13 protein-coding genes are annotated in these 12,916 nt (G+C 31.4%); 12 read left to right on the top strand and 1 reads right to left on the bottom strand.

Annotated features, from left to right (window positions below):
- The first annotated feature begins 27 nt into the window (after window positions 1-27).
- From cntK to ACNMOQ_RS01210, 12 genes are all read left to right on the top strand, one after another.
- Window positions 28-831, top strand: coding sequence for a histidine racemase CntK (gene cntK, locus ACNMOQ_RS01155; RefSeq protein ID WP_416350138.1), 804 nt, complete (start codon window positions 28-30; stop codon window positions 829-831).
- A 9-nt stretch (window positions 832-840) separates the two neighbouring features.
- Window positions 841-1,665 carry a staphylopine biosynthesis enzyme CntL gene (cntL, locus tag ACNMOQ_RS01160; protein ID WP_416350139.1) on the top strand — a complete coding sequence of 275 codons (825 nt, stop codon included), beginning with the start codon at window positions 841-843 and terminating at the stop codon, window positions 1,663-1,665.
- The gene (gene cntM, locus ACNMOQ_RS01165; RefSeq protein WP_416350140.1) at window positions 1,658-2,944 is read left to right on the top strand and encodes a staphylopine biosynthesis dehydrogenase; all 1,287 of its coding nucleotides are present in this window, start codon (window positions 1,658-1,660) and stop codon (window positions 2,942-2,944) included. The genes cntL and cntM overlap by 8 nt, the downstream gene beginning before the upstream one ends.
- A 107-nt stretch (window positions 2,945-3,051) precedes the next feature.
- Window positions 3,052-4,650 carry a staphylopine-dependent metal ABC transporter substrate-binding lipoprotein gene (cntA, locus tag ACNMOQ_RS01170; protein WP_416350141.1) on the top strand — a complete coding sequence of 533 codons (1,599 nt, stop codon included), beginning with the start codon at window positions 3,052-3,054 and terminating at the stop codon, window positions 4,648-4,650.
- Between the two features lie 11 nt (window positions 4,651-4,661).
- Window positions 4,662-5,597, top strand: a complete 936-nt coding sequence (gene opp1B, locus ACNMOQ_RS01175) for a nickel/cobalt ABC transporter permease (protein ID WP_416350142.1) — start codon at window positions 4,662-4,664, stop codon at window positions 5,595-5,597.
- Window positions 5,594-6,463 (top strand): staphylopine uptake ABC transporter permease subunit CntC, encoded by an 870-nt coding sequence (cntC, locus tag ACNMOQ_RS01180; protein WP_257504470.1) that lies wholly within the window; start codon window positions 5,594-5,596, stop codon window positions 6,461-6,463. Before opp1B ends, cntC begins: the two co-directional genes overlap by 4 nt.
- Window positions 6,460-7,275: a staphylopine uptake ABC transporter ATP-binding protein CntD gene (cntD, locus tag ACNMOQ_RS01185; RefSeq protein WP_416350143.1), complete on the top strand. Its 816-nt coding sequence runs from the start codon at window positions 6,460-6,462 to the stop codon at window positions 7,273-7,275. Before cntC ends, cntD begins: the two co-directional genes overlap by 4 nt.
- Window positions 7,268-8,017, top strand: a complete 750-nt coding sequence (locus tag ACNMOQ_RS01190) for an ABC transporter ATP-binding protein (protein WP_416350144.1) — start codon at window positions 7,268-7,270, stop codon at window positions 8,015-8,017. Before cntD ends, ACNMOQ_RS01190 begins: the two co-directional genes overlap by 8 nt.
- 11 nt (window positions 8,018-8,028) lie before the next feature.
- Window positions 8,029-9,201, top strand: a complete 1,173-nt coding sequence (gene cntE / locus ACNMOQ_RS01195) for a staphylopine family metallophore export MFS transporter CntE (RefSeq protein ID WP_416350145.1) — start codon at window positions 8,029-8,031, stop codon at window positions 9,199-9,201.
- 209 nt (window positions 9,202-9,410) lie between these two features.
- Window positions 9,411-9,647 carry a hypothetical protein gene (locus tag ACNMOQ_RS01200; RefSeq protein WP_315295765.1) on the top strand — a complete coding sequence of 79 codons (237 nt, stop codon included), beginning with the start codon at window positions 9,411-9,413 and terminating at the stop codon, window positions 9,645-9,647.
- A gap of 305 nt (window positions 9,648-9,952) precedes the next feature.
- Complete coding sequence (locus ACNMOQ_RS01205) at window positions 9,953-10,675, top strand: hypothetical protein (protein WP_323710865.1); 723 nt, start codon at window positions 9,953-9,955, stop codon at window positions 10,673-10,675.
- 11 nt (window positions 10,676-10,686) lie between these two features.
- A complete protein-coding gene (locus ACNMOQ_RS01210; protein WP_416350146.1) occupies window positions 10,687-11,391 on the top strand; it encodes an ATP-binding cassette domain-containing protein in 705 nt (234 codons plus the stop codon).
- Between the two features lie 384 nt (window positions 11,392-11,775).
- On the opposite strand, the gene trhO is transcribed toward ACNMOQ_RS01210, so the two are convergent.
- Window positions 11,776-12,723 (bottom strand): oxygen-dependent tRNA uridine(34) hydroxylase TrhO, encoded by a 948-nt coding sequence (gene trhO, locus ACNMOQ_RS01215; RefSeq protein ID WP_016999734.1) that lies wholly within the window; start codon window positions 12,721-12,723, stop codon window positions 11,776-11,778.
- Window positions 12,724-12,916: the final 193 nt, after the last annotated feature.

Consider the following 12,916-nt stretch of genomic DNA (forward strand, 5'->3'; position numbering starts at 1 on the left):
ATTAAAAAAGTTTTAAAAGGAGGAAAAATGCAGAAAAAAGTCATTGATTTTTCGAAGTATAACCCTTCTGGAAATATGACGGTGCTTGTACATTCGAAACATCATCCATCGGAATATGCTGACATTGCGAATTGTATGATGAAGTTCTCTCATGTTTGTTGTGAACAGGTTGGTTTTGTTTCTTCAACGAGGGATGGTTTATATAAATTGGAAATGAGTGGTCATGAGTTTTGTGGAAATGCCACAATATCTTATTTGCATTATTTATATGAGCATAATTTATTGCCTCATTCTAAAATTGAACTTTCAGTTTCAGGTCGAGCAGATCTCGTTCAATGCAAAATTTGTGATGACGGTAAATATGAAGTGAATATGCCTAAGCCGTTGAGTATTCAGCATTTAGATTTACATATAAGCAATGTATCTTATGAGGCTATTGAAGTGATTTATGAATCATATGTTCATATTATTGTTCCGGTTAGTGAAATTACTGATCAATTAAAAAGGGGCGTTGAAACTTATGTTCGAACTTATAAATGGTCTCATCATTTAAAGACAATTGGCATAATGCTTTTTAACACAACAACTCAATATCTCGTGCCTCTTATTTATATACCAAAAGTGAAAAGTATTGTCTGGGAAAACAGTTGTGGTTCTGGTTCTGCTTCAATTGGTATTTATGAAACTTGGTACAAACAAAAAACAATTCATAAATTAGAAATAAAGCAACCTGGTGGCAGCATTTGGGTTTCTTCAAATATAGATGATTTTGAAACTTCTATTATAGGTGAAGTATCTACCGTTGCTATCGGACAAGCTTATTTAGGATAGGAGAATAGGATGAAAGAAATACAAAAAGAGAAAAATATTGAACTTGCATTACTTAACTATTTAGAGAAATTTGAGTATTTATATAAGAAAGTCATAAACGATTATAGTTATATAGGAAAATTAGAGATTTTAATTGATGAGTATAGTGAATTTATTTTAGATGAACGATATAAAGATGCTTATTTAAGATGGAATGATGTTGCTGAGAAGTCACATATATCAATGACTTTGGCTGATATGACATCAAAATGTGTGAAACAAGTTGAAAATATTCGTGCTAGAAGATTGTTAGACGGTAAGGTGTCTACTTCTGGTTATTTTGATAATATCGAACATTGTATAAATGAGGAATTTGGGCAGTTTGAAATACATAGTAACGATAAAGTATTGCTAATTGGTTCAGGTGCATATCCAATGACGCTTGTGCAAATCGCTGAAGGAACTAATGCTCAAGTTATTGGTATAGATATCGATCAAGACGCTTTAATTTTTGGGAAAGCTGTTGTAAAAAGATTAGCGCCTGATAAAGATATTCGCATAACGAATCAATCGGTGAGTGAATTAGAAGATATTAGTGAAGTGACACATATTATATTTAGTTCTACTGTACCTATGAAATATGAAATTTTAGATGAATTATATCAATTAACAAACAAAGATGTTGTGGTGGCAATGAGATATGGCAATGGATTTAAATCTATATTTAATTACCCAAAAATAAATGTTAATCCTAAGAAATGGGAATGTATACAAACTTGTATTCAAGATAACCAAATTTTTGATATTGCTCTTTATCGCAAGGCTAATAAAGGAGAAGTGAGGCAACATGAATAAAATACTCGTAGCAGGTACAGGACCAGTCGGTGTCCAATTAGCACATATTGCGAATGAGTATACTAAATCTTTAGTGAGTATGGTAGGTAGAGCGACAGCTTCAAGCAAGTCTAAAAAATTTTATGATGCTTATCAAGAAGAAGGCCAAATTGATGTCCACATACAAAATGAAAAGCATAACTCTTTATCTGGACAGACTAAATTAAAGAATATTTATAAAGACTATGAATCTGTGGAAGATACTTATGATGTCTTGGTAATGGCCTGTACAGCTAATGCTTACCGTGATGTTCTTGTATCTTTACCAAGGAAAGCAATATCAACATTAAAATGTATCATTCTCGTATCACCAACATTTGGATCCCATATTATCGTTCGGCAATTAATGGAAGATATAAATTTGAACATTGAGGTCATTTCTTTTTCTACATATTTAGGAGATACAAGAGTTCCAAATACTGAACAGCCTAACCATGTGTTAACAACTGGGGTTAAAGAAAATGTTTATATAGGTTCTACATTTGAAGAGTCCAAAGTGATAAATGAGATTAAAGGTATATTTCAAAAAATCGGCATTCAACTTACATTAGTTGAATCACCTTTTATAGCGGAATCTAGAAATAGTTCATTATATGTTCATCCAGCTTTATTTATGAATGAGTTTGCTTTAAACACTATATTTTATGGTAATGATATTCCTGTTTATGTTTATAAGCTATTTCCTGAAGGGCCAATAACAATGACTTTGATACGAGAAATGCGTCTCATGTGGCAAGAAGTAATGAATATTTTAAAGTCCCTTAATTTACCTACGCTTAATTTATTAAAGTTTATGGTCAAAGAAAATTATCCTTTAAGACTTGAAACAATGAATGAACAAGATATAGAACGATTTGAAACTTTAACAAATATACATCAAGAGTATTTATTATATGTACGTTATACAGGGATTTTAATCGATCCATTTTCTAAACCGAATGATAAAGGCAAGTATTTTGATTTTTCAGCTGTACCGTTTCATTTTATATATAAAAATGATGAAGGTGTTACTCAAATTCCAAGAATGCCAAGTGAAGATTTTTACAGAACAAAAATTATTCAAGCAATAGGGCGGTTATCGTCTATCGAAACACCAATGATTGATCAATTTCTCAATCGTTATATTTCGTATGTATCAGAATATAAAGCTAAAAACAAATCAGAAACATTTTCGCATGATTTTAACATAGAACATGCTCAGCAAGATATATCGCTATTAGAAGATTATTTCAAAAAATAATATATTGACAATTTTAGTAAATTCACTTAAAAACATTGACAAAAAATTCCATAAACCTAATAATTGAGAATAGTAATCATTATGAATTAGAAAAGTGAGGAAACAACATGAATAAATTAGTTAAACTTAGTTTGGCTGCAATGGCATCGGGTCTCATTTTAACGGGATGCAGAAATAGTAAAGGATTAGATGAAAAAAAGAAAGATAATACTTTAACTTATACGACAGTTAAAGATATTGGTGATATGAACCCTCATGTATATGGTGGGTCTATGTCAGCTGAAGATATGATTTATGAATCTCTCGTTGAAAATACGAAAGATGGTATTAAACCATTGTTAGCGAAATCATGGGATATTTCAAAAGATGGTAAAACGTATACTTTTCATTTAAGAGATGACGTTAAATTCCATGACGGAACTCAATTTGATGCAGAAGCAGTTAAGAAAAATATAGACGCAGTTCAAAGTAACAAAGAATTGCATTCATGGCTTAAAGTTTCGACTTTAATTCAAGATGTTAAAGCTATAGATAAGAACACTGTCGAAATTAAGCTTTCTGAAGAATATCAACCTGCTTTAAATGAGTTTGCAATGCCAAGACCATATGTATTTGTATCTCCAAAAGATTTTAAAGAAGGTACAACAAAAAATGGTGTGAAAGCTTTTGATGGTACAGGACCTTTTAAAATGGGGGATCATAAGAAAGACGAGTCTGCAGAATTTGTAGCAAATAAAGGCTACTGGGGCGAAAAATCTAAAATTGAAAAGGTACAGGCTAAAGTAATGCCAGCAGGTGAAACTGCATTTTTATCTATGCAAAAAGGTGAAACAAACTTTGCGTTTACTGATGATAGAGGAACAGATAGTTTAGATAAAAGTTCTATCAAACAATTAACTGATAAAGGTGACTATAAAGTTTATCATAGTAAACCAATGCACACTAAAATGATTGTTGCTAATACAGGTAAGAAAGATAGCCCAATTAGTGATAAAAGCGTGAGACAAGCAGTAGCACATGCTGTAGATAGAGATAAAATAGCTAAAGACATCCTTAATGGAGAAGAAAAACCAGCAACACAATTATTTGCGAAAAATGTATCTGATATTGACTTTGATGTACCAACGCGTAAATATGACTTAGAAAAAGCTAAGAAAATATTAGACGAAGCGGGTTGGAAAGAAGCAGGTAAGGATAAAGTACGTGAAAAAGATGGAAAAGCTTTAAAATTATCTATTTACTATGATAATGGTTCTTCAAATCAAAAAGAAGAAGCAGAATTTTTACAATCTGAATTCAAGAAAATTGGTGTAGCATTGAATTTAAATGGTGAAACATCAGATAAAATTGCTGAACGCAGAACATCGGGTGACTATGATTTATTATTCAATCAAACATGGGGATTATTATATGACCCACAAAGTACAGTTTCATCTTTCAAAGCTAAAAATGGTTATGCAGCAGCAACATCTGGCATTGAAGATAAAAATAAATTATATGAAAACATCGATGAAGTATTCAAATTACAAAATGATAAAAAACGGTCAGAGAAATATAAAGAAATATTAACGCAATTAGAAGAAGAATCAGTCTTTATTCCAGTTTCATCTGGAGGTATGACTGTTATAGCGCCTAAAGATTTAGAAGGTGTTCGATTTACACAATCTCAATATGAATTACCATTCAATGAAATGCATTATAAATAAGGAGCGTTAAGATGGTTAAATTTATTTTAAAGCGTGTAGCAATGATGTTTCCATTGATGATTGTCATTAGTTTTATCACATTTGTAATGATGTATATTACGAACGAAAACCCTGCCGTAACGATATTACATGCTCAGGATGTACCAAATGTGACTCAACAATTAATCGATGAAACAAATAAAAAATACGGTTTAAATGATCCCATCTTTGTCCAATATAAAAATTGGTTATTAGACGCAGTACAACTTAAATTTGGAGATAGTTATATAACAGGTGAACCTGTCTCCGAACGAATACTACCTGCGTTTAATAACACATTAAAATTAACAATAGTATCAAGTATTGTTGTTATAATAACATCCATTATCTTGGGTGTGGCGAGTGCCTTATTGAGAGGGAAGTTTCTTGATCGTGCAATTAGGTCTGTTGCTTTTTTCTTAACGGCACTTCCTTCATATTGGGTAGCATCGATGTTAATCATTTATGTATCCGTAAAAATAAATTTATTACCCACATCTGGTTTAACGGGACCAGAAAGCTATATATTACCGGTTACTGTTGTAACGTTGACGTTTGCTGGAATTTATTTCAGAAATGTAAGACGTTCAATGATTGAACAATTAAATCAAGATTATGTCTTATATTTGAAGGCAAGTGGTGTTAAATCGTGGATGATTGTTTTACATGTATTAAGAAACGCATTACAAGTTGCTGTATCAATATTTTGCATGTCTATCCCCATCATTATGGGTGGTTTAGTTGTCGTTGAATACATATTTGCTTGGCCAGGATTAGGTCAATTAAGTATAAAAGCAATATTAGAACAAGACTTTCCAGTCATACAAGCTTACGTACTTATAGTGGCTATTTTATTTGTCATATTTAATACATTGGCGGATATTATTAATGCTTTCTTAAATCCAAGGTTAAGGGAGGGGAAAGCATGATGATTTTGAAACGTCTGTTAAAAGACAAGGGAGCAATGATAGCTTTAACCATCATTATTATTTATATCATATTAGGTGTATTTGCACCTTTTGTTACGCCACATGATCCTACTCAAGTTGACTTGGCTAATAAATATAGTGGCATCAGTTTTTCGCATTTATTAGGAACAGATCATTTAGGACGTGATGTACTAACACGCATAATATACGCTATTCGACCTAGTTTGCTCTATGTCTTTATAGCGCTATTTATATCTGTATTTATAGGTGCAGCATTAGGATTTATTTCTGGTTATTTCCAAGGTTATATTGATGTAGTGATTATGAGATGTTGTGATATTATGCTTTCTTTTCCAAGTTATGTTGTGACATTAGCTCTTATTGCTCTGTTTGGTATGGGAGTTGAAAATATTATTCTCGCATTTATATTGACGAGATGGGCGTGGTTCTGTCGAGTAATACGTACAAGCGTTATGCAATATACAACTTCAGATCATGTGCGTTTTGCTAAAACGATTGGTATGAAAGACTCCAAAATTATAATTAAACATATTATTCCACTTACGCTAGCAGATATTGCTGTAATTGCGAGTAGTTCAATGTGTTCAATGATCTTACAAATCTCAGGCTTTTCATTTTTAGGACTGGGTGTTAAAGCGCCGACCGCAGAGTGGGGCATGATGTTGAATGAAGCTAGAAAAGTGATGTTTACACACCCTGAAATGATGTTTGCACCTGGTTTAGCAATTATCATCATTGTAATGGCATTTAATTTCTTATCTGATTCACTTCAGATTGCAATCGACCCTAGAATTTCACAAGTGGATAAAATAAGTCCTTTAAAGAGAGGTGTCGCTAAAGTATGACGCTATTAAACGTAAAAGAACTTAGTATTATGGATACTTGGACAGGAAAACAACTCGTATCAGATATTAACTTTGATGTAAAAAAGGCTGAAACAATAGGTTTAATTGGAGAAAGTGGTAGTGGTAAATCGATAACTTGTAAGTCTGTTATGGGGCTTAACCAAGATCGATTAAAAATAACAGGTACCGTTGAATTTGAAGGTGTATCTTTACTAGATTTAAAAGAAAAAGAAATAAGACGACATCGTGGTCGTGATATTGCGATGGTCATGCAACAAGGTAGTCGTGTCTTTAATCCATCCATCCCTGTTGGTAAACAAATGTATCAAACGATGCGAGTCCATAGTGATTTATCGATAAAAGAAATCGAAGAAGCGCTTATTAAATCAATGACATATATGTCATTGAAAGATCCAAAGAGAATATTAAAAGCATACCCTCACGAATTATCAGGGGGCATGTTACAACGTTTGATGATTGCTTTAGCATTGAGTTTGAAACCTAAACTTATTATAGCAGATGAACCAACTACTGCTTTAGATACAATTACTCAGTATGATGTGTTAGAAGCATTTGCCAAAATAAAGAGAGAGTTAAATTGTGCGATGATTTTTATATCTCATGATTTAACAGTCATTCATAATATCGCTGACCGTGTAGTTGTAATGAAAGATGGTAATATCGTCGAGAAAGGTTTTAAAGAAGATGTGTTTCATAGACCAAAGCATGATTATACAACCTACTTATTATCTACAAAGAAAAAAGTAAATGATCATTTTAAACGAGTGTTAAGAGGTGAACAAAATGCTTAAAGTTGATTCAGTGGAAAAGTCTTATGGCGGTATACAATTATTCAAAAAACAATCGACATATGTAGTAAAAGGTGTCAGTTTTGATTGTGAAATGGGCTCAAGCATTGCCATTATAGGCGAAAGTGGTAGTGGTAAATCAACGTTAAGTCGTATGATACTAGGTATAGAAAAACCAGATAAAGGGTTAGTTACTTTAGATGGCAAATCAATTTGTAAAAGAAAAGTTCGTAAACATCAAATTGGAGCAGTTTTCCAAGATTACACGTCTTCTTTACATCCATTTCAGACTGTTAGAGAAATACTCTTAGAAGTCATGTGTGATTGCGGTGGTAAGAGCAAACAAGAAATGCAAGATGAAGCGGCGACACTCATGGAAGAAGTTGGTTTAGGTGAAGGATATTTAGATATGTATCCTAATACTTTATCTGGTGGAGAAGCGCAACGTGTAGCCATTGCAAGAGCACTTGCTATTCATCCAAGATATATATTATTTGATGAAGCGATTAGTTCATTAGATATGTCGATACAAACTCAAATATTAGACTTATTAATTGAATTAAAAGATAAACGTTCGCTTACTTATATATTTATAACACATGATATTCAAGCAGCAACTTATTTATGCGATAGACTTATTATTTTTAAAGATGGACAAATTGTAGAACAACTTAAAACGAGTCAGTTACATCTTTCAGAAAATAAATATACAAGAGCGTTAATCGATAAACAACTTTCGTTTTAAGGAGTGAAAATATGAAAGGTGCAATGGCATGGCCATTTTTAAGGTTATATATATTAGCGCTTATGTTCTTTAGTGCTAATGCGATATTAAATGTATTTGTACCATTAAGGGGTCATGATTTAGGCGCTACAAATACGGCAATCGGTATTGTAATGGGTGCTTACATGTTAACAGCAATGGTATTTAGACCGTGGGCTGGACAAATCATTGCTAAAGTAGGCCCGATTAAAATATTACGTATCATATTAATTATTAATGGTATCGCGTTAATAATATATGGATTTACAGAATTAGAAGGGTATTTTGTAGCAAGAGTAATGCAAGGTGTTTGTACAGCATTCTTCTCAATGTCATTACAACTTGGCATAATTGATGCATTACCAGAAAAACATCGTTCAGAAGGTATTTCTTTATATTCTCTTTTCTCAACTTTGCCTACACTAATTGGACCGTTAATCGCAGTTAGTTTATGGAATAATGAAAACATGGGTGTATTTGCTATTGTTATGATAGTGATAGCCTTATCAACAGGCATATTCGGTTATAGCGCAACGTTTAGTGATGTCGCATCGGATGAGAAACCTGTTGTAGAAAAAGCGCCATTCAATGGCTTAACTGTATTTGGTCAATTTTTTAAAAATCCTGCGTTATTTAAAAGTGGTCTTATTATGATTATAGCTTCCATTGTATTTGGAGCTATTACGACATTTATTCCATTATTTACAGTCCAATATGGATTTGCTAATGCAGGTATATACTTGACGATCCAAGCAATTGCTGTTGTGTTATCAAGATTTTATTTAAGAAAATTTATACCATCTGATGGATTGTGGCATCCAAAGTTTATGTTAAAAGTATTAGGTATTCTAATGTTAGCAGCTATCATTGTTGCTTTTGGACCATACATATACATAGGAGTATTTTATGGTAGTGCAATCTTAATCGGTATTGCCCAGGCAATGATTTATCCAACTTTAACATCATACTTAAGTTTCGTCTTACCACGAGCAGGTAGAAATATGTTGTTAGGCTTATTTATCGCTTGTGCCGACTTAGGAGTATCGTTAGGTGGTGCTATGATGGGTCCAATATCTGATTTAGTAGGCTTTAAATGGATGTATTTAATATGTGGCATGCTCGTTTTAATAATAATCATTACTACGATGAAATTTAAAACAATTTAAAATTTTACAAATTCGGAATTTTTTGATAATTTATAATTATCAATTCTAATTATGATAAGTATGGTAAGGGGGTATTTTAGAAGATTCAAAACGTTCAAAAGAGCTGGATTCGGGTAACGGTGGTGGAGGTTGCTGTTCATGTTCAATCATCATTAATAATTAATTTTTAGTAATGGAAATCAGCAGTATTACTGATTTCCATTACTTATATGGGTGTTTTTGATTGTGAAAGAAGAGATAAAATTATTTACGATTCTTTACTAGTTCAAACAGATAAGGCAATTGTCAATATTGACGATGAAAGACTAATTAAATTTTTAGAAGATATTGATAATAAAAATTTAAGAAATTTATCCACTTATACATTGTGTGAGTTATTTGGAAATGATTATGAAGAAGTTTTATATTTTCTTATTCAGTTTGGAATAGTGACTAAAAAGAAATGACTTATAATATAAGAAAAATTATACTTTATTCAAACAATAAACATTTTTTAGAAATACATAAACAATTTTTTAGAGAGGATTTAGAGCTTTACAGAAATTTAGATATTCATTATATATATGATGATAAAGAAAATTATCAAATTATTTGATTATACACATACAAGAATTATCAAAATATATAGCCCAGATGGGTATCCTTATATGTATCCAGATAAAAAATACCCTTTTTAATCAACCTATATATTCAAATAGTTCCTTAGAACCTGATTACACTATCATTCCATTTCCTTAATAAGGAGGTTTTTATGAAACAAACTGTCGCCTTTTTAATATATTATATTAAAATCATTTCTAAAGATAAAATAACTTTACTATGGAGTATCCTTTTTCCACTTGTACTAGCTTTATTAAGTTATTTACCACAAAAAGATAATTTTGGTACTTTAAATGAAAAAATAATGTATTTATCTATATTTTGGTCATTTACATTGATAATGATTTTTATTAATGGAATAGGAGCTCAAACATCAGTGATTAGACAACACGGTTTACTGAAAACTTTTTATTCTATATCTGGGAAAAAATATCCATTCCTATTATCAATTATTATATCTCAAATAATAATGGGGATAATAGCCGTAACTATAAATACAGTGGTATTGGGTGGGGTTATGAATATAATATCATTAAAACTTTTCACTAATATGCTATTGTATATGATTTTTGTCATACCATTGACTCCTGCATTTTTAATAATAGCTTTTGTGCCGGTTAAGTCAGAGTCTCTTTCCACTATTATTAATATAACAACTATCATTTTATTTTTTATTACTGGAAATACGTCAAACAATTTTAATGGTTTAGAGTGGATCAACCCAGTGTACTTCTTCATGAAACTCTCACTATTTATTAGTGGAATTCATACAACTGCATGGTTTCCAATTGTTGTTATTTTCCCTTTATATTTAATAATAGGTAGTATTTGTTTATTTAAGTTAGATATCAATTCTAAAATTCAAAGAACTTAGGGGGGATAATAGTGTATAAAGTAGAAAATTTGTCTTTTAAATATAAAAAAAGTAAACAGAACACTTTAAGTAATATAAGTTTTTCTCTCACTAATGGAAAACTAAATGTTTTAGTAGGAGAAAATGGTGCAGGAAAAACTACTATTATGGATTGCATTGCAGGAATAAATAAAACTATTTATGATAATGTTTTACCTGAACAGCAATCAATTGTTTATATGACTCAAAATATTTTTTTATCCCCTAATTGTGTTGGTAAAGATGTTATTAATCTTATCAAAGGGATGAGTTCAAAAACTGAAGGTAGATACTTTGATAAAAAAATTACAGAACAATTGGAGACTAAAGAATTAGAAAAATTAGAACATTTAACTCAAATGACGATAGGAAAAATGTCAGAAGGTGAAAAGAAATGGTTATATATTACATTATTATCAGCTTTGGATAGAAAATTATATTTATTTGATGAGCCAACAAGTGGTATAGATCCTTTATCTAGAAAATTAATTATAAAGAGATTAAAGATTATAGCTGAAGAAAAAGTAGTTTTAATATCAAGTCATCAACTTCAAGATTTATATAATTCTGATAGTAAAATTATTTTTATCAATAAAGGGAAAAAAATTTATGATAATGACATTGAAAACTGGTTAAATGATATGGGCACTCAAGATATAGATGAAGCTTTTGAAGAAACTATTAATAAAGTGTTTTAAAAATAATGGTTTATAGTAGTAGGAATAGAAAAGCAGCATATTAAATGATAATAAAATGGAACAGTCTGAGACAATGATTGACGTCCCGGACTGTTTTGTTTGTGTTAATAAAGTAGCGAAAGTTGCAAGACGCGGTGCACGTGCAATATAACAGTCTCCTTATTGACACGTTTAGTAAGAAAAGGCAACAAGGCTACTCTTATTGACACGTTTGATGAGAAAAGGCAACAAGGCTACTCTTATTGACAGGTTTGGTAAGAATAGTCAATAAGACCATCGTTATTGACAGAAGAACGTACAACATAAGTCTCCAGTCTATTACTGCCAATACAAAGAAAGAGTTCGAGACATTAACCAATGTCCCGAACTCTTTATCATTATATTTTAAACTAGTTCTTTAAAGTTTTCTAAGCGTTTTTCTTTTTCTTCGTCGCTAATGTTATGTGCTTTAACATAGCGGTTGTTTTCTTTGCTTGCACATTCGTGTGAGCATGCGCCAAGATATTTCGCTTCATTTTCTTCTGTAACTAAGAATTGTCTGTTACATTCTGGATTGCTACAGTTGATGTATCTTTCGCAAGGTGTACCATCGAACCATTCTTTTCCGACTACTGTTTTTTCTACTTGGTTTACGTCTACGCTAATACGCTCATCGAATACGTACATTTTTCCGTCCCAATATTCGCCTTTAGTTTCTGGATCTTTACCGTAAGTAGCGATGCCACCCTCTAATTGTGCAACATCTTCAAATCCTTCTTTTAATAGGAAACCTGAGAATTTTTCACAACGAATACCGCCTGTACAGTACGTGACAATTTTTTTGTCCATGAATTTTTCTTTATTCTCTTTAATCCAGTCTGGTAAGTCTCTGAATCTTGTGATGTTAGGACGAATTGCGCCACGGAAATGACCTAAGTCATATTCATAGTCATTTCTTGCATCAATTACTATTGTGTCGTCAGATAATAAAGCTTCTTTAAATTCTTTTGGTGATAAATATTCACCAGTTAATTGTTTAGGGTTAACGTCTTCTTCTAAGTCTAATGCAACAATTTCTGGTCTAGGACGAACGTGCATTTTTTTGAAAGTATGCCCTTCAGCTTCATCTATTTTAAATACGATATCTTTGAAGCGTTCATCAGCTTTCATATGTTCCATGTATTGATCAGTTGCTTCTTTAGTACCTGATAAAGTCCCGTTAATACCTTCGTTTGCAACTAAAATACGGCCTTTCAATTCTAAGTCTTTACAAAAATCTAAATGCTCTGCTGAAAAAGTTTCAGGGTCATCGATTGTTGTGTATTTATAAAATAATAATACTCTGTAATCCATTTTCATTCTCCTCTTATATTTTAAATAGTATTATGTGTAAAATTTTTAAGTGTTTATAATTTGTAGTTGTCCCTTTTAAATGAGGGCATATTTTATCCTCATTATATTGTATCAAAAAAGTTGCATATTTCAATTGTTTAATTTTGTAAAATGTTGTGAAAGGAGTTTTATTGTAATGATTTATAAGTTGTTC

The organism is Mammaliicoccus lentus (assembly GCF_947036595.1).
Taxonomy (GTDB): domain Bacteria; phylum Bacillota; class Bacilli; order Staphylococcales; family Staphylococcaceae; genus Mammaliicoccus; species Mammaliicoccus lentus.

What these genes read in the sequence shown, in the direction of transcription:
- cntK (WP_416350138.1), top strand. Translation starts at nt 28, where the DNA reads ATGCAGAAAAAAGTCATTGATTTTTCGAAGTATAACCCTTCTGGAAAT.
- cntL (WP_416350139.1), top strand. Translation starts at nt 841, where the DNA reads ATGAAAGAAATACAAAAAGAGAAAAATATTGAACTTGCATTACTTAAC.
- cntM (WP_416350140.1), top strand. Translation starts at nt 1,658, where the DNA reads ATGAATAAAATACTCGTAGCAGGTACAGGACCAGTCGGTGTCCAATTA.
- cntA (WP_416350141.1), top strand. Translation starts at nt 3,052, where the DNA reads ATGAATAAATTAGTTAAACTTAGTTTGGCTGCAATGGCATCGGGTCTC.
- opp1B (WP_416350142.1), top strand. Translation starts at nt 4,662, where the DNA reads ATGGTTAAATTTATTTTAAAGCGTGTAGCAATGATGTTTCCATTGATG.
- cntC (WP_257504470.1), top strand. Translation starts at nt 5,594, where the DNA reads ATGATGATTTTGAAACGTCTGTTAAAAGACAAGGGAGCAATGATAGCT.
- cntD (WP_416350143.1), top strand. Translation starts at nt 6,460, where the DNA reads ATGACGCTATTAAACGTAAAAGAACTTAGTATTATGGATACTTGGACA.
- ACNMOQ_RS01190 (WP_416350144.1), top strand. Translation starts at nt 7,268, where the DNA reads ATGCTTAAAGTTGATTCAGTGGAAAAGTCTTATGGCGGTATACAATTA.
- cntE (WP_416350145.1), top strand. Translation starts at nt 8,029, where the DNA reads ATGAAAGGTGCAATGGCATGGCCATTTTTAAGGTTATATATATTAGCG.
- ACNMOQ_RS01200 (WP_315295765.1), top strand. Translation starts at nt 9,411, where the DNA reads ATGGGTGTTTTTGATTGTGAAAGAAGAGATAAAATTATTTACGATTCT.
- ACNMOQ_RS01205 (WP_323710865.1), top strand. Translation starts at nt 9,953, where the DNA reads ATGAAACAAACTGTCGCCTTTTTAATATATTATATTAAAATCATTTCT.
- trhO (WP_016999734.1), bottom strand. Translation starts at nt 12,723, where the DNA reads ATGGATTACAGAGTATTATTATTTTATAAATACACAACAATCGATGAC.